At 62.7% G+C, this 16493-nt stretch carries 14 protein-coding genes; 12 read left to right on the top strand and 2 right to left on the bottom strand.

Annotation, left to right across the window (positions count from 1 at the left end):
* The first annotated feature begins 79 nt into the window (after positions 1-79).
* The 3 genes from NY08_RS10600 (at position 80) to NY08_RS10590 (ending at position 3115) form a co-directional block, all read left to right on the top strand.
* The gene (locus tag NY08_RS10600; RefSeq protein ID WP_052683964.1) at positions 80-814 is read left to right on the top strand and encodes a dienelactone hydrolase family protein; all 735 of its coding nucleotides are present in this window, start codon (positions 80-82) and stop codon (positions 812-814) included.
* 241 nt (positions 815-1055) lie between these two features.
* Positions 1056-1946 carry a dipeptidase gene (locus NY08_RS10595; protein WP_235387165.1) on the top strand — a complete coding sequence of 297 codons (891 nt, stop codon included), beginning with the start codon at positions 1056-1058 and terminating at the stop codon, positions 1944-1946.
* Between the two features lie 143 nt (positions 1947-2089).
* On the top strand, positions 2090-3115 hold the full coding sequence (locus tag NY08_RS10590) for an NADP-dependent oxidoreductase (RefSeq protein WP_052683754.1): 1026 nt from the start codon (positions 2090-2092) through the stop codon (positions 3113-3115).
* Between the two features lie 238 nt (positions 3116-3353).
* On the opposite strand, the gene NY08_RS10585 is transcribed toward NY08_RS10590, so the two are convergent.
* Positions 3354-4250 (bottom strand): metal-dependent hydrolase, encoded by an 897-nt coding sequence (locus tag NY08_RS10585; protein WP_045196281.1) that lies wholly within the window; start codon positions 4248-4250, stop codon positions 3354-3356.
* A 542-nt stretch (positions 4251-4792) separates the two neighbouring features.
* Between NY08_RS10585 and NY08_RS10580 the strand changes: the two genes are divergently transcribed.
* Positions 4793-5311: an SDR family oxidoreductase gene (locus NY08_RS10580; protein ID WP_235387163.1), complete on the top strand. Its 519-nt coding sequence runs from the start codon at positions 4793-4795 to the stop codon at positions 5309-5311.
* Positions 5312-6285: 974 nt separating this feature from the next.
* On the opposite strand, the gene NY08_RS10575 is transcribed toward NY08_RS10580, so the two are convergent.
* Complete coding sequence (locus NY08_RS10575; RefSeq protein ID WP_052683753.1) at positions 6286-8283, bottom strand: SDR family oxidoreductase; 1998 nt, start codon at positions 8281-8283, stop codon at positions 6286-6288.
* A gap of 233 nt (positions 8284-8516) precedes the next feature.
* Here NY08_RS10575 and NY08_RS10570 point away from each other — a divergent pair, with 233 nt between their 5' ends.
* Genes NY08_RS10570 through NY08_RS10535 form a run of 8 tightly spaced genes read left to right on the top strand, consistent with a single transcriptional unit; the run spans position 8517 to position 16477 of the window.
* Positions 8517-9314: an MlaE family ABC transporter permease gene (locus NY08_RS10570; protein ID WP_045196277.1), complete on the top strand. Its 798-nt coding sequence runs from the start codon at positions 8517-8519 to the stop codon at positions 9312-9314.
* Positions 9314-10159: an ABC transporter permease gene (locus tag NY08_RS10565; RefSeq protein WP_045196275.1), complete on the top strand. Its 846-nt coding sequence runs from the start codon at positions 9314-9316 to the stop codon at positions 10157-10159. The genes NY08_RS10570 and NY08_RS10565 overlap by 1 nt, the downstream gene beginning before the upstream one ends.
* The gene (locus NY08_RS10560) at positions 10156-11280 is read left to right on the top strand and encodes an MCE family protein (RefSeq protein ID WP_045196273.1); all 1125 of its coding nucleotides are present in this window, start codon (positions 10156-10158) and stop codon (positions 11278-11280) included. The genes NY08_RS10565 and NY08_RS10560 overlap by 4 nt, the downstream gene beginning before the upstream one ends.
* The gene (locus NY08_RS10555; protein WP_045196271.1) at positions 11277-12281 is read left to right on the top strand and encodes an MCE family protein; all 1005 of its coding nucleotides are present in this window, start codon (positions 11277-11279) and stop codon (positions 12279-12281) included. The genes NY08_RS10560 and NY08_RS10555 overlap by 4 nt, the downstream gene beginning before the upstream one ends.
* Positions 12278-13267 (top strand): MCE family protein, encoded by a 990-nt coding sequence (locus NY08_RS10550; protein ID WP_045200151.1) that lies wholly within the window; start codon positions 12278-12280, stop codon positions 13265-13267. The genes NY08_RS10555 and NY08_RS10550 overlap by 4 nt, the downstream gene beginning before the upstream one ends.
* Complete coding sequence (locus NY08_RS10545) at positions 13264-14337, top strand: MCE family protein (RefSeq protein ID WP_045200149.1); 1074 nt, start codon at positions 13264-13266, stop codon at positions 14335-14337. The genes NY08_RS10550 and NY08_RS10545 overlap by 4 nt, the downstream gene beginning before the upstream one ends.
* Positions 14334-15359 (top strand): MCE family protein, encoded by a 1026-nt coding sequence (locus NY08_RS10540; protein ID WP_045196269.1) that lies wholly within the window; start codon positions 14334-14336, stop codon positions 15357-15359. Before NY08_RS10545 ends, NY08_RS10540 begins: the two co-directional genes overlap by 4 nt.
* Positions 15356-16477 carry an MlaD family protein gene (locus NY08_RS10535; protein ID WP_082073759.1) on the top strand — a complete coding sequence of 374 codons (1122 nt, stop codon included), beginning with the start codon at positions 15356-15358 and terminating at the stop codon, positions 16475-16477. The genes NY08_RS10540 and NY08_RS10535 overlap by 4 nt, the downstream gene beginning before the upstream one ends.
* The last annotated feature ends 16 nt before the right edge of the window (positions 16478-16493 follow it).

Raw genomic sequence — 16493 nt, 5'->3', positions numbered from 1 at the left:
GCTGGGATTCGAACGACGAACCGCAACACCATTGCCACGCAGCGTGCTAGGTCACGGTGCCCGAGCAGGAGTCGATCTCATGCCTCATCCCGTTGCCATCGAACGCCGAACGATTGCCGAAGGGCACCCCTTCGAGTCCCTGACCGCCCGACCGTCGACGCACGCCGCGCCGACTGCGGCGGTGATGGTGGTGCACGACATCACCGGTAGTGAAAGCGACATCGTCGAAAGTTTGAGAATCGTAGCGCAACAGGGCTATTTGGCGGTAGCACCGCTCTTGTACACCGGTGGGGGCAGCAAGCTCACGTGCATGGTCGCGACGATGAGGTCACTGGCAATGCGCCGCGGGCCGGCGTTCGAGGTGATCGAGCTGACACGCACAGCCATTCTCGACGACGCTCTGTGCAACGGCGAAGTGGCGATCGTCGGGTTCTGCATGGGCGGCGGTTTCGCCCTTCTGGAAGCAGATCGCCGCTACGTCGCTGCGGCAGCATTCTACGGCTACCTCACCAGCTACAAGTCCATCTCGGAACAGTCCTGCCCAGTTGTGGCTTCGTTCGGTTCGCGAGATCCTCTGCTGCCGCGCGGCGAGCACCGGCTTCGACGAGCTCTGGACTCACGCGGCGTCGAGTCGGATATCAAGACCTACCCCGGGGTCGGACACGGTTTCGCCAACCACATCGACCTTGTTCCCGAAAAGCTCTTGCGCATAACAGGATTCGGCTACAATCAGGCTGCCGCCACCGACGCATGGACTCGGGTTTTCGAGTTTCTGTCCGCACGCTTCTCGCACAACTCCGACAGACAAGGCTAGTTGCCGGCCAGAGTCGACACCGAATGGTCGATGTCGTCGGAAAGAGCGGACCGAATGTGTCGCTGGTCGACGAGAACCGCAGATGCCGCTGCACCACTTGGGGTATCGGTCCGATCCGAGACAGAGGAGAACGACTATTCCCACCCGTCCGTGGATGCCGTCCATCACGCAACGGCACCACGCTGCACAGCTCGTCGACCGGTCCGTCGTCGTAGATATTCATACGCACCCGCAGTCGGTCATGCCACGATTGGTTCGACGGGCCGCTGAGATCACGATTGGCCTACCTGATGACCCACTGACCAATCTGTCCTCCGCAGGTGTCGATTACGCGGTGGTCACCGCGGTCGGAGACCGACTGGGAACCGCCTGGCGTCTGACCCGTCCTGCCTCGGCGGCGGTCGACGCGCAGCTAGTCGCCGCAACTCGCGAGGCCGAGATCGGCGAGCGCGGCACAGCAGACACTCGGCTCGTGCTCGGGGTGGAGGGAGCAGACTTTCTCGGGCGCGATCTGGCCGCTGTCGAACACCTGCACAAGCGCGGAGTACGCGTACTCGGTCTCATGCATTACGCAGACAACGAGGTCGGCAAAGTCTGCACGACCCTGACAGGGCGCCGATCACGCACGAACAGTGGACTGACACGCTTCGGCCGCGAGCTGGTGGCAGAACTCAATCGCCATCGCATTGTGGTCGACCTGGCGCACGCCGACGCGGCGACAACATTGGCCGCGTGCAAGGAATCGATCCACCCTGTCATCGCATCGCACACTGCGGCTTCGGCGGTGCGCGCGTTCCCCCGATACATCTCCGACGCAGAGATCACGGCCATCGCCGGGACCGGGGGACTGATCGGTCTATGGCCGGCACGCATGCGAGGGCACGCCATGAACGACTTGATCGACTTCGCCCGCCACGCCGGACACATCGCTGAGCTGGTGGGAGTGAACCACCTTGCGATCGGAACGGACAAGAACGGAGTCCCCGACTACGTCGAGGGCTATCGGTCTTCGCTCGATGTAGTCAACTTGGCCGCTACGCTGTCCCGGCATGGATTCGGCGACGATGACATCGTCGCCATAATGGGGGGTAACGCTCAACGAGTTCTCGACCTGGGCGAGCGACGATCGTGAGCCTCCCACCGGCGGCGACTGAGTACTCGAGACCCCATAGTGCTTCTACCAGGATTCAACGGTGCCGTGCGGCCTCTCGAACCGTGCGGCGTCGCCGACCGAGACCGTTGTCCCCGAAGACTTTCCGATCGAGGTGAAAACAGATGCGCATCGGATTCACACAATTCGGCGATCCGGAAAAGGTGCTGGGGGTCCTGAAGTTGCCCGAGCCACACCCGGGGCCTGGCCAGGTCAGGATTCGGACTGTTGCCGCGGATATCAAGGTCTCCGAGACAATGCTGTGCATGGGTTACTTGGTGGGCCAGGTCGATGCCGCGGTTCCCAGCGAAACCGCCCCGGTCGTCGCAGGATGGGATCTGTCGGGAGTGATCGACGAAGTCGGACCTGGTGCTCAGAAGTGTTTCGCACCGGGTGATTCGGTGATTGCCGTGGTAGACAGCTACTCCGGTCGAGGTGCACATGCTGAATACGTTGTCGCCGATGTAGCCTCGGTCGTTCTCGCGCCCAAGGGGAAGAGTTTCGTCGAAGCGGCATCCTTTCTCACCAATGCACTCACCGCCCGAGTGTGGCTCGATGCGCTCGGGCTCGTCGCCGGGGAGACCGTCGCAATCACCGGTGGGGCCGGAACGGTCGGTGGGTTCGTCATCGAGCTGGCCAAGGAGCGTGGCCTGCATGTGGTCGTCGACGCAAAAGAGTCGGACCGCGCTTTTCTCGAACAGCTTGCCGCCGATGTGATCGTCGATCGCACGGATGATTTCGCGGGCGAAGTCATCGAAGCGGTCGGACCCGTTCACGGACTCATCGACGCCGCCAACGTCGCAGACTGCGCACTTCTTCGCGCAGTGCAGGCTGGTCGGACGGCGGTATCTGCGCGTATGCAGACCGGCCACACCGACCACGGTGTGCATTGGACTCCGGTGTTCGTCGAAAATTTCCACGCCGAGACAATCTGCTGGAACAAATGCGCGACTTCGCCGAGACAGTGCGCTCACATTGCGCGTAGCAGGCATCGTTCTGCCCGAACAGGTGTCGAGCGCCTACCGGCGGCTCATGCAAGGCGGTCTGCGGGGACGATTGGTAGTTGCCTTCTGACAGACAGGGCAACGGGCCGATTGTGCCGGGAGAGCCGGTCGGTCGACACAGGTTCCGTGCAGCCCAGGTTGTCGTGAGTGTCCGAGGACCAGCAACTTGACTGAGGTGCAGCATCCGGATCACCTGACACGCCGTCCGTGATGGCAGCAGGCTTCTCCCTGCCTGTATGACTTGGGTTCTGTTCCTGTGCAACGCATCGCGGCAGGAGCACCGTCGCGCGGCGCAAGCCCTCGAAGCGGTCGGTGGCGAATACTGCTCGATATGAAGAAAGTGGTCGCCCGCGGTGCGGGCGCGGGCGAGCACACCGCGGGCGTACTACCGAGGTGCTCGAACGGCTCGATCGATCTTGCTGCTTTGCATGTTCTCGGCCAACAAACCGTTGTCGCCGAACAGTTCTGAACCCCATGCTTCGAGCAAATGCGCTGTCTGATTGTGATCGGGATGAAAACCACGACGATGGTAAGTACCGAGCTCGTGAATCAGGCCACGTGTGAACCACGGGTTCCGACGCAGAGCCGACACGCTTCGTGCGAGTCGCACCGGGTTGTAGGTGGTGCGGTCACCCAGCATGGATACAAGCGTTGCCAGACATAGCGATCCCAGGAATGCGGCGTGTGTTGCTCGCATCGTCCAGATCCGCAAACGCTCACTGCCACCGATATGCCGGTACACGTCGAAGGCGACGGATTTGTGCTCCACCTCTTCGTAGGCGTGCCACAGCAGCAGCTTGCGTATTTCGTCTGAAGTGATGAGTTCACGTGCTTTCGGATCGGTGAGCAACAATGCCGCAAGAGTGGCGGTGTAATGCTCGAGCGCTGCGGTCAGAGCCAGTGACACACGTTGTGGCGCAACACGATAGATCACACTCAGAATCCGTTTGGTGACGCGTTCTCGTATACGGGTCGGGTACCCCATTTGCTGCAACTTTGCGTTGACCTCGCGGTGTTCCCGACCGTGGGTGACCTCCTGACCGATGAACCCGGCAACTTCGATCTGGAGAGCGGCATCGGTGATGTCGGCGCGGTAATGCCTGACCGACCTCACGAAGAAGTCCTCGCCCTCCGGGAACACGGCCGACAGCATTGCGATTGCGTGGCTCATGATCAAGTCACCGTCGACGAAATGTCGGCTCATTGCTACCGGGTACGAGAACCTGATTCGTCGCGCGCGGATAGGTGATCGGACGCTGACGTTCGCCACTGATGCCTCCATTAGCCGACGAGAAGTAAGGTTCCCCAAGTCTAGAAAAACTTCCAGACAAAGTCTAGAAGATGATTCGGACACGTTGAGACTTTGCGTCACACTCATGGCCCACGGGGCGGTCACGATCGGGCTGACGGAATCCTGAGCTGCAGGTTCGGAGGCACGGCACGAACCCTCCCAGGGGGCGAAGTGCACAACAAGGGGAATCGAATGCCGGCATTCTGCCGCTTGTGGAGTCCAGCAGATGGGCATGCACTGGGTGGCGACGGGCCTCGAGGTCGGCGGGGTCCATCACCCATGGGCTTATGTGCACCCCAGTTCCAGGAGAGATGGTGCGTGAAAATGCAAGGGGTTCTTCTTCTGGTGCTCGGCTGGTTCGCCTCCGCAACCGACCTCGACCGCAACAGCTTTCATCGACAAGAACACAGAAAAGATGAACCGTCGGATTGTTCCGGCATGAATTGCTTGCTTAGATGATCGGCCCCGGCGAGCCGCGCCATCGCGCGCACTTCGTCTACCAACCCGACCGCACCAGTGACCAGGAGTGCACTGTGAGCGTCACCTTCTTCATCACCGGCGGAACCGGATTCCTCGGCAGACGAGTCGTCCAGGAGATACTCGACCGCGACCCATCGGCAACGATCTACGTGTTGGTGCGAGCGGGATCGCTGGATCGCGTTGCGTCCCATCACCGGGTGCTGCCGATCATCGGGGATCTCACCGAACCGGGCCTCGGTATCGACGACGGCGTACTGCCGGACCGTCTCGATCACGTCGTGCACCTCGGTGCCGTCTACGACCTCACCGCAGGTGACGATCAGGCAACGACGAATGTTCAGGGAACACGCGAGGTGGCCCTTCTTGCGCTCCGCACCGGTGCTGTCATGCATCACGTCTCATCCATAGAGAGCTTCATGAAGTGCACAACCGCGCTCGTGACAAACCGTCGTTTCGCTACTTGTGGTAACGACTGGGTCGTCGTGTACTCGAAGATGTCCAGTAATCGGCCGCGTGATCGCGTCTCGCAGACTCGTTCACGCAGCGGACCCGGATCCGCCGAAGGGGGGTAGCGATGTTGGGGTGGGTCATATGCGCGCTCCTCGGCTGGTTCGGCGCAGCAACCGCATTGGGCATATTGATCGGGAGGGCCATCTCATATGCCGATGAAGAAATGCATTCGTCGAACCGAAATTGCGTCCGGTCTCAGCGATCCCGACTCGAGCAAAGGCGGCTCTCACACTTGACGAGAACGCAATTCGGCGATGATCGACAATGCGAGCTAGTTCGCGAGAAGTTCGACCGTATCTGACTAGTTCGGGCGTCACTCCGTTCGTACAGGACGAGAGAGTGCGTACTGTCTGCCGTCACAGCCCCGTGCTGCCGACAGCTGGTCTACCCCGAGAAACACGCCAGACGAAGGCTGCGTTCGCGGTGTAGCGCTGCAGAGGATTGATCGAGCTCCCTTTGGGGGAGTGTGGCCCGGTCGAAGGTCTGCGAAGTCCACAGTGCGGTCGAGGTCGGATCCGGTGTTGTGGCGGTCGCGTGCGGAGAACAGCGCCGCGTGGTGTGCCGCGGGTATGACGGTTCAATTCCGGACGAGTGGGTCGTCGGGTCGAATGAGGCGTTGCCCTCGACGAGGGCCGGTAGGCCCACGCCGAGGACGTTGGCGAAGCCGGTGTTTCTGCCAGATGCTGCACTGCGCGGAGGTGGCCGGTGTGAAATGTTGTGCGAGTTGGAAAGTACCGAGTGCGATCATCGACGACCCGGACGCTGCAGCGTGAGCTTCGAGCGATTTGCTCGTTCGAAACCCACAGCTCCTTCGCTCTCCGACGGACGGCCGGGGAGTGTGCCGAGACACTGACGTAAGGGGTGCACGAGTCGATGATCGGTGTGGTCCACGCCGCGATTAGTTGTCGGTCGGCTGCGCTCGATCCTTCGCTCGGTGCTCGGGTGGCCATGTCGGGCGAGTCCGTGACCGGAGGGCTGGAACGACCCCATCGCTACGGTGCTTTTTGTGCCCGGTGGTGACGGCGAGTGGAGCTTGTCACCACTGCGCACCTGGAACCATGGATGCGAGTCGACGAAGAGCTCTGGGCGTGTGCTTATCGCGTCGATTCGACACCGGGTGGGCGTCGTCCACGCCGATCTGCATGGTGCCCGGCACATCGGCGGGGACGGTGCCTCTGGCTGCGGGAGAGTCGCCCATGGATTGATGCATGGCGCTCGCGATCCACAGTTTCAAGCGGGGTGTGAACGTGTGCCCCCATTCGCCGATCGTTCCGAGGGGGACGTCGATTCGTCGGGGCCGCTTGGTCAGGGCGCGTGTCACCATTGCGGCCGCGGTCTCGGGGCTCGTGATCGGTCCGGCGTGATAGCCATCGGACGGAGAAATCATGGGTGTGTCCACCAGCGGAAGATGGATGGTGGTGAACGTGATTCCTTCATGCAACAGCTCGGCGGCTGCTACCTCGCTGAATCCGTCGAGCGCAGACTTGCTCGCCACGTACGCAGCAAATCTCGGTACGTGATTCTGTACTGCGGCACTGGAGATGTTGACCACGTGCCCGAATCTGCGTGCCCGCATCTGCGGTAGCAGACCCATGGTCATTCTGACAGCACCGAAGTAGTTCACGGCCATGGTTCGTTCGAAGTCGTGGAACCTGTCCGTCGACCGAGCGAGTGAACGACGAATGGACCTTCCGGCATTGTTGACGAGCATGTCGACGTGATGGTGCTCACCGAGTATGCGGGTGACAGTAGCGTCCACCGCAGTAGCGTCGGTCACGTCGCACACGTAACCGAATGCACGTCCACCGTTGCTGCGAATCTCGTTCACGGTCGCCATCAACTGTTCTTCGTTCCTGGCCAACAGGATTGCCTGCGCACCCATCTCGGCCACCCTGATCGCGGTGGCGCGGCCGATGCCCGAAGACGCGCCGGTGATGACGATGTGGCGGTCCGCCAGCGGCCCTCGGGTCGATGGTCTGCGGGCGCGGTTGGGATCGAGGTGGTTGTACCAATACGTCCACAGGGCGGTGGCGTAGTCGGCGAGCGGCGGGTATGTGATGCCACTGTCTCGCAGAGCCAACGTCGTTATGGCAGAGGAGAATTCGGTAGGAATTGCGAAGTGTTCGAGTACGACACTCGGTATGTCGAGCCGCTGCAGTGCCGCTGCCCGCATCCGTCGCAGTTGCCGGTGGCGGGGCTTTCGCAACGCCGCCCTCCCCAGAGATCCGGGCAGCGACGCGATCGGACGCGGTGCACCGGCGGCGGAGGCCAATGCTCGATACACCTCGCGAACGGGCTGGGGCGTGGGGCTGACGAGATGGAACACTCGTTCCGTGCCGGTGTCGGTCAGCATCAGATGAACCAGGGCGCTGGTGACCACGTCGACGGGAACAAGGTTGGTCGCGCCGATGGCGGGGACTGCCACCGGCAGTGCGGAGGGCAGCGCGGAGAGCAACTTCAGTGCGCCGAAAAGGTAGTAGGGCCCATCGATTTTGTCCATCTCGCCGGTTCTCGAGTCCCCGATCACCGCTGCCGGGCGGTAGACCTTCCATTCGAGTCCCTCCATGCCTCGCACGAGTTTCTCGGCCTCGAACTTGGTGCGGTGGTAGGCAGTGGGAAAGTCCTGTCCCAGATCGAAGTCGTGCTCGGTGAATCTGCCCCGGAAGTCGCCCGCGACTGCGATGGACGAGACGTGGTGCATGACAGCACCGGTGCGGAGCGCAAGAAGGGCCACCTCGCGTGTTCCCTGAACATTCGTCGTTGCCTGATCGTCACCTGCGGTGAGGTCGTAGACGGCACCGAGGTGCACGACGTGATCGAGACGGTCCGGCAGTACGCCGTCGTCGATACCGAGGCCCGGTTCGGTGAGATCCCCGATGATCGGCAGCACCCGGTGATGGGACGCAACGCGATCCAGCGATCCCGCTCGCACCAACACGTAGATCGTTGCCGATGGGTCGCGGTCGAGTATCTCCTGGACGACTCGTCTGCCGAGGAATCCGGTTCCGCCGGTGATGAAGAAGGTGACGCTCACAGTGCACTCCTGGTCAGTGGTCGGGTCGGTGTCCGAGGTTCACGCGAGGCTGAGGGTTCCGAGATAGCCAGCCATCGGGATACATTCAGCTGCGATTGTAAATACGCCGATTCTCGTCGCAGGTTCGCGACTACTGGCCAATTGTTGCCCCTCCGTCAGGTTCAGCGCAACAGTTGCGTTCAGAGTGGTATCTTATTTGTGGTGAAGGTCTCATGGTCGACAGCAGGGGGTGGATGGTGGGGCAGAAGACGGTGGCCCGGTCTATTTCTGCAGAGGCGGCCCAGATGGTTCGGTTCTCGATCGCCGTGTCCATCGCGTTGTGGTCGAGTGTTCGTCGTCGGCGAGTGCACTGGCAGGAATGTGTACGCCAGATGTGGTTCCTGGCGAACGTCACCACGGTCTCTGCTGCTCTTGTGATGATTCCGCTGGGGGTGGCGGTTGCTCTGCAGGTCGGCTCGTTGGCCGGCCGGATCGGCGCTGGCTCCTACAGCGGTGCCGTGGTCGCGTTTCTCATCATCGGGCAGGCCGCACCGTTGGTCTGCGCCTTGATCATCGCCGGCGTAGGTGGTTCGGCGATATGCGCTGATCTGGGGGCGAGGACAATTCGAGAGGAGATCGACGCGCTCGAGGTGCTGGGGATCGACGTGCTCGAACGGCTGGTCGTTCCTCGTATCATCGCGGCGGTAATCGTGACCGTGCTTCTGAACTCCATCGTCATGGTGGTCGGCATCGGCGCGTGCTTGCTGGTCCATGTCTATGTACAACAGGGCAATGCCGAGAGTTTTCTCCGCAACCTCGTGACGTTCTCGCAGTCGAGCGATCTCGCCGTCGCTGCACTCAAGGCCGCTTCTTTCGCGGTGATATCGGCCGTGGTCGCCTCCTACAAAGGACTGCTGACCGAAAGAGGCGCTCAGGGGGTAGGAAATGCCGTCAACGAGGCGGTGGTGATGTCGTTCGTGCTCGTCTTCTTGGCCAACCTTGCTCTGAGTCAATTCGCTGCGACGGTGCTACCGGATCGGGGCACCTACTGATGCACCTGCCTACCGTGGCGCGCGTCCGATCGCGGGCACATCGGATTTCGCGCTCGTTGTCGGGAGTGGGGGCCGGCTCGGTCTTCGTCGTACGCTCGGTCGCGTCGATACCGGCGGCACTCACCCGATACGGCAGAGAGGTGCTGCGCCTGGTCTCCGAGATCGGATTCGGCAGCGGCAGCATATTGGCCGGCGGGGGAAGTGTCGGCGTCATCGTCGCGATTGCGTTCTTCGTCGGCACCCAAACCGGGCTGGAGGGGTATCGAGGTCTCGAATTGGTCGGTCTCGCACCGCTTTCCGGCGCGCTGTCCGCAGTGGCGAACACTCGGGAAGTCGCCCCCATCGTCGCCGCGATCACCCTGGCGGCCAAGGTAGGAACCGGCTTCACTGCCCAACTGGGAGCCATGCGCATCTCGGAAGAGATCTCCGCGCTCGAAGTGATGGGAATCGAGTCCAGGCGCTACCTCGTCTCCACCCGCATGGCCGCCGCAATCGCGGCCATCGTTCCGCTCTATCTTGTCGGACTGTTCGGCGCATTCGTCTCTACCGCCGTCGCGGTCCAATACCTCAACGGTCAATCGAGCGGTACGTACGACTACTACTTCTCGCTGTTCATCGCCCCCGGCGATGTAGCGCTGTCCATCGTCAAGACGGTCATATTCGCCCTCGGCGTCACAGCGGTGCACTGCTATTACGGCTATACCGCAACAGGTGGACCCGAGGGAGTGGGCAGGGCGGCCGGACGAGCGCTCCGAACATCGATCGTCTTCATCGCCTTCACCGACGTGGTGCTTTCGATCGGAATATGGGGCATCAGTCCACAGTTGCCGGGGTTGTCGACATGATCACCTATCCACGCCGACCATCATGGCACCAACGCGAAGGCGGCCGCATCGTCATCGGATTGCTGACGGTGATCGTTCTCGGTGCCGCATACAGCGGGTTCATCGCCCGCGGGGGAAGCGGCTACGGCAGCACTGCCGCAGTGACCGTCGTCGTCCCCGCCAGCGCCGGCGCACTCGATCCCGGCTCGTCGGTGCGATATCGCGGCGTCCAGATCGGCACCGTCGAGGGCATCGATGCCGAACCGGCCGCAGCCACCGTCACTCTCGCACTCGACCCCGCCCTCATGGACACCGTCCCCGCCGACGTACGCGTTCGGTTGGTCCCCAGCACCGTGTTCGGAAGCGTCATCGTCGAGTTCGTGCCGTCAGACCGGCACACCACCGAACATCTGACCGCAGGAGCAGTGCTCCCACACGACGATTCGTCGGAAAATGCCCAACTCTACGGAGCACTCGACCGGATCGACGACACTCTTTCCGCCGTCGACCCGGGTGCAGTGAACGCAACACTCGACACCCTCGCTCAGACTTTGCGAGGGCGCGGCCACCAAATCGGGGACACCCTCGAAGGGGTCTCGGAGCTGATCGGCAGCATACCGACCGAATCCGGCCTAGGTGCCACCATCGACGACGCCGCCAATGCCAATGCTGCCCTCGCCGCTCTCGCTCTCGACGCCGTGGACATCGTGCGCAACACAGCGATCGTGGGTAGCACGCTGAGCGAGCAACGCCAGTCGGTGATCCGCCTCCTCGCTGGTGCCGCCATCACGTCCGATACCCTCGGCGCACTGTTCGACGACAATCGAGATCGAATCATCACCGTTGTCGACAACGCGTCCGCGACGCTCGGAGTGGTCGACAACAGGCCCGCTCGGCTCACCGCATTCTTCGGCGGTATCGAAGCGTTGAGCATCGGCCTTCCTCCTGTTCTCGAATCCGGGTACTTCGCCATCGATGCCGGCATCACCGTGCAATCTCCGTTTCCTTACTCCGGCACAGTAGGGCCGGTCGGCAGCGACCAGGAATCCCAGGTTCTCGGTGCCCTGTTCGGCGTTCCCGGTGGCGCGGCCGATCTACTGGCCGGCCCAATCCTGCGAGGAACCTCGGTGACCGTGCGATGAGTATCCGGTCCGATGCAACCAAACTGGCCGTGTTCGTCATGGTCGCCGGTCTGAGCACGGTGGTCGTTGCCAATACGATCACCGACCCCGTAGCGGGACGTACCGTCACCTATCACGCCCGATTCAGCGATGTCACAGGGCTCGTGACCGGAAGCGACGTCCGAATCGCAGGAGTACGAACCGGGAAGGTCACCGACATCGACGTCACCGACCAACACGACGCGCTCGTCACATTCGAGGTGTCGGACACTCAGAGATTACCGGCCGACACCACTGCTGCGATTCGCTACGCCGATCTGCTCGGTGCCCGAAACCTGACCTTGATCCCCACCACGAATACCGATCCCGCGCTGCCTGCCCAAGCGCTCATCCCGATCGAACGAACCATCCCCTCGGTCGATCTGTCCGCGGTGCTCGGAGGGTTCCGGCCCCTGTTCGACGCCCTGGACCCCGCCGTTGTCAACAGGGTCGCAGGTGAGATCATCGACGTGTTCGAGGGCCAGAACACATCCATCGATTCCCTGCTGCTGTCCACGATCACGATCGCGGACAGTATCGGACAACGGTCGCAGATCATCGACCAACTCGTCACCGACCTCGCTGCAGTACTCGGTGACATTGCAGCCCAGAGCCCTCGAGTGACACACATCGTCGACACCCTCGCCAGCGTGATGGACGGACTCGAGCGCAACCGAGACCTGCTGACATCAGGACTGGACTCGATCGAGGGGTTGTCGTCGTCGACCAATGCCCTGGTTCAAGGGCTCTCGCCCGACCTCGCGGAGACGACACGCTCACTCGACGGCGCCACCGGAGCCATCATCGACAAGCAGGATGCCCTGGTCGGTCTCGTCGATCACCTCGACGGGGTCCTCGCGGAATTGGGCGCGTTGACCAGCTACGGCGGGTGGCTCAACCTTTATTTCTGCAACCTTTCACTGTCCGCATTCGGAGTCGAATTGGCCCCGACCACGTCCACCAGATCGCAGGTGTGCCGATGAGATGGAAAGAGCCCGGTAGCAAATGGGTCGGGCCCGCTGCGATCGGCCTGGCTCTCCTGATTCTGGTCGGGGCGTTGGTGATTCCGAAACTCGTCGACGACTTTCGAGCCGTCACTCTCGACGCCGAAATCGCCAACGTAGGCGGAATGCAGGTGGGGGACCCGGTGTTGGTGGCAGGAGTTCCCCGAGGCACCGTCACCGAGCTCGTATTGGACGGAACACACGTCGATGTCGCTTTCCAGCTCGACAGGAAGACAGTGGCCGGCGTCGATACCCGTGCCACGGTCGAGATTCTGACTCTGCTCGGGAGGCGGGCTCTGAGCATCGAGCCTTCCGGAACGGGACAATTACAGTCAGGGGACACGATTCCGCTGGCCAACACCACCACGGCATTCACGATCGATGACATCGGCCGGTCGGTGGCAACGACCGCCACCGAGGTCGATCTGGGTCGACTACGGACGATGGTCGACACGCTGGCAGCGGCAGCTCCACAGGACCGGGAACTCCTCGGCGGCGCGCTGACCGGACTCACCGACATAGCCGACACCGTCAACCGCAACGCCACCGACGTCGATCGACTGCTCGCCAGCGCGCAACAGACCACATCCACCCTGGTCGACCAGAGCGATCTGCTCATCGCACTGGTCGGTGACGCGAACATAGTGGCCGCGACGGTCGCAGACCGTCGCGACGCGATTTCGTCGATCATCGACGAGCTGGCTGCCCTGACGGACGTTCTTTCGCGCTATCTGGCGGACAACCGCGAGACCATCGATTCGCTACTGCCTCGGATCCGGTCGGTGTCCGCTCTCCTGGAGAGTTCCCGCGACTCGCTGACTCGCCTGGTCGATGACTTCGGACCCACCGCCCGATACCTTGCCAATGCAACGGGGAACGGTAAGTTCCTCGATCTGAATTCGCCCACCGGTCTCGTCCCGGACAACTGGCTGTGTCTTCTCGGACTGGGATCGGGATGCGCATGAGGTGGCCGATCCCGGTGATCGGTGCCGCAACGGTGGCCGCACTGATCGCAGGAACGGTAGTGCTGTGGCCAGAACCGACAGTGCACCTGCACGCAGAGTTCGGCAGTGCCGAAGGAATCGTGCCGGGAACTCACGTGACGGTGCTCGGTGTCCCTGTCGGATCGGTCGATTCGGTCGATCAGGCACTCTCCTCCATCGAGGTCACGATGAGCGTGTCAGCCGACACCGAGATAGCTGCCGACACGAACGCGTGGGTGGTGAGTCCTTCTGTCATCAGCGACCGATATATCGAGCTCGAACCGGCAACCGAGGGACACCTTCTGGAACCGGATGCAACGATTCCGATCGAGAGGACCCACTCGCCGATGTCCTGGGACGCAGTGCTCACCGCAGTCGACGACCTGGTCGGGGCTCTTGCACCTGCGCCGGACTCCGATCAGTCCTCCGCAGGTCTGTTGGTGGGATCTCTCGCGCACTCGTTGGACGGCAACGGCGATGCGGTCGCACGCGCCATCGCCAGCTTGTCCTCTGCCACTACCGTCGTGGGAAACGGATCGGACGACATTGCCGAGATCGTGGACGGGTTGCGGACACTGCTCGATGCGGTCACCGACAATCGAACCCAGCTCGATTCGCTTGCCCGCTCGGTCGAATCGACGGCGACGGTACTCGATCGCCAACGCGGCACAGTCACCGCAGCGCTCACCGGACTCGACGACGTCATGTCGTCGTTGGGCTCGATCGTCTCCGAGCACGGCGCAGACATGACCGACACGGTGGCACAGCTTCGAGGTCTCGCGTCCGACCTGAACGCTCGCGGACCACAACTCGCCGAACTCCTCGAGGTCGCGCCGGTGGCGCTCGGCAACGTCTCCGACGCGGTCGGTCCCGACAACCGCCTCCGCGTCCGGCTGGACTTCTCGTCCACGCTGTCCCAATATCCTTCGGCTCGAGATCTGTGCAATAGGACGCCCTTACCGTTGTGCTCGGCTCCTGGGCTCTACAACCCGATCACCGTTCCCGGCGAATCTCCACTGCTGGCCGAAATCTGGGGAAAGGCCATCGGATGAGTGCCGATCTCCGAAAACTCGCAGCCGCAGCGGCATCGGTGTCGTCGATATGCCTCACCACCGCATGCGGGATCAGTTTGCAGTCCCTGTCGCCGATCGCGCACGACGATGCGCAGACTTACTCGGTCACAATGCGATTCACCGACGTGTCGCTGCTCCCTGTCGGCGGCGAGGTTCGGATCGGTCAGGCCGTGATCGGATACGTCAGCGAATTGGAAGTGGACAACGCGGTTGCCAGCGCACGCACGCAACTGCGCACCGACGTCGAACTCAAGACAGGGACCACCGCGCGAATCGAGTTGTCCACACCGATTTCCGATGCGTTCATCGAGATCACCCCCGGAACCGACTCTTCTGCCGAGACGCTGGTCGAGGGCGACACGCTCGATACCGACCACACCAGCCGCGGACCCGATGTCGAGAAATTGTTGCTCTCGATCGGGTCGCTCGTCGGCGGAGCCGGACTCGGACAATTGGGCACGATTCTGCACGAAACGGACGCTGCCCTCAACGGCCGGGGCGAGCTCACCCGAGGCCTTCTCGTGCGACTGAACTCGGCACTGTCGGTCACTGCGGCCCATCACGACTCGATCGGCCGCGCCATCGACAAGCTGGGAGAGTTCGCCGCGACCACGACGCAGCAGAACACCGACCTACAGCAACGTCTGGCGTCGATCGACGACGGTCTGACGCTGGTGTCGGACCAGCGCGGATCGCTTGCCGAGCTGGTACCGAGAATCGAAAGGCTCAGCGCATCGACTCGAGCGGTCCTCGATACCTCGGAAGGTGAGCTGGTCGACATCACATCGCACCTCGGCCCGATCGCAGACCAGCTGACCGCCTTCCGTGACGACGTCGAGGGCCTCGACCAGCGCCTCGGACGTACTGCGGAGTTACTGTCGGACGCGTCACCCGGCGACTACCTCAACACAGATCTCAACGCCGACCTCGAACAAATCGTCGGCGGCCCGGTCGACGACTTGTTGCCGCCCGCCCCACCCACGCAAGAAGCTCCGCGATGAGCACGCGCCGCATCGTGGCGCACATAGCACTCTTCCTTGTGCTCGCCCTCGCCTGTGCGTCATACATCGTCGACGCCACCGGTGGGCTGCGCGTACTGGGCAACGACCTCACCTTCAGTGTGGAGGTCGAAGATGCCGGTGGGCTGGCGGTGCGGTCGGAGGTGGACTACCGAGGTGTGCCGATCGGTCAGGTGACTTCGGTCGTACCGGACCCGGGCCGGCAACTGGTCCGGATCGAGGTCTCTGCTGCGCCCGATACCCGCATACCCACCGCAGCGACCGCAGCTGTCGGACAGGACACAGCAGCCCCGGTGCTCAAGCTGCGCCTGTTCTCCGAATCGGACACTGCGCCGTATCTCCCCGACGGAGGGGTCATTCCGCTCGCTCAGACGGGTGCACCGGTGGCGATCTCCTCGGTCCTCGCCCGACTGGTGACGCTGATCGACAGTGTGAACCCGGCAGACCTGGACACGGTCACCCGAGAGCTGGGCGTCGGTCTCCCCGGTCGGGCCACCGAACTCGGCGAGCTGCTCGACAGCGTCAGCGATCTGACCGAAGTGATCGCGCCTAGACGAGAAGAAATCGAGCGGATTCTCGATGACGCATCGGAGCTGCTCGTCGACAGCGGAAGCGGAACAGCGTCGATTCCCGAGCTCATTTCCGCCGCCCGAACAGCCACCGACCTCGCCGCCGACAACGACACACAGATCCGCGCGAACCTGATCACCATCCCAGACGTGCTGCTCGATCGACTACTTCCCCTCGTGAACGACAACAGTGCAGGCGTCGCCGCACTGCTGACCTCGGCCGTCGGACCCGCACAGATCATCGGGGCTCGAACCGATGCCATCGACCGCTTCCTGACCACCGTGCCGGACGGGCTGGCCACGTTGGCATCGCCGGTCAAGGACAACCGGCTCCAGGTCGACCTCGTCCCGACCCTCGGCGTTCCATGCTTCTACGACACCGACAGGCGAACCCCGTACGAGACGGAGCCGAGGCCCCTCGAGCGCGATCTCCGGTGCGTCCCGCCGGGAGGAATTCCCCCGAGAGGTGCGGACAGTGCGCCGACGATCGCAGAAGACCTAGCGAACTTGTACGCGAACGGCACCGGGTGAAATCCGTTGCGCCATA

This window comes from Rhodococcus sp. B7740 (assembly GCF_000954115.1).
Lineage (GTDB): Bacteria > Actinomycetota > Actinomycetes > Mycobacteriales > Mycobacteriaceae > Rhodococcoides.
Note: the sequence above shows the minus strand (reverse complement) of the source record. Positions and strands in the feature narration are given on the sequence as shown.

Excerpts from the sequence above, each read along its gene's own strand:
- NY08_RS10570 (WP_045196277.1), top strand. The coding sequence starts at position 8,517 with ATGGTGGGGCAGAAGACGGTGGCCCGGTCTATTTCTGCAGAGGCGGCC.
- NY08_RS10540 (WP_045196269.1), top strand. The coding sequence starts at position 14,334 with ATGAGTGCCGATCTCCGAAAACTCGCAGCCGCAGCGGCATCGGTGTCG.
- NY08_RS10590 (WP_052683754.1), top strand. The coding sequence starts at position 2,090 with ATGCGCATCGGATTCACACAATTCGGCGATCCGGAAAAGGTGCTGGGG.
- NY08_RS10560 (WP_045196273.1), top strand. The coding sequence starts at position 10,156 with ATGATCACCTATCCACGCCGACCATCATGGCACCAACGCGAAGGCGGC.
- NY08_RS10550 (WP_045200151.1), top strand. The coding sequence starts at position 12,278 with ATGAGATGGAAAGAGCCCGGTAGCAAATGGGTCGGGCCCGCTGCGATC.
- NY08_RS10555 (WP_045196271.1), top strand. The coding sequence starts at position 11,277 with ATGAGTATCCGGTCCGATGCAACCAAACTGGCCGTGTTCGTCATGGTC.
- NY08_RS10595 (WP_235387165.1), top strand. The coding sequence starts at position 1,056 with ATGCCACGATTGGTTCGACGGGCCGCTGAGATCACGATTGGCCTACCT.
- NY08_RS10535 (WP_082073759.1), top strand. The coding sequence starts at position 15,356 with ATGAGCACGCGCCGCATCGTGGCGCACATAGCACTCTTCCTTGTGCTC.
- NY08_RS10545 (WP_045200149.1), top strand. The coding sequence starts at position 13,264 with ATGAGGTGGCCGATCCCGGTGATCGGTGCCGCAACGGTGGCCGCACTG.
- NY08_RS10585 (WP_045196281.1), bottom strand. The coding sequence starts at position 4,250 with ATGGAGGCATCAGTGGCGAACGTCAGCGTCCGATCACCTATCCGCGCG.
- NY08_RS10565 (WP_045196275.1), top strand. The coding sequence starts at position 9,314 with ATGCACCTGCCTACCGTGGCGCGCGTCCGATCGCGGGCACATCGGATT.
- NY08_RS10600 (WP_052683964.1), top strand. The coding sequence starts at position 80 with ATGCCTCATCCCGTTGCCATCGAACGCCGAACGATTGCCGAAGGGCAC.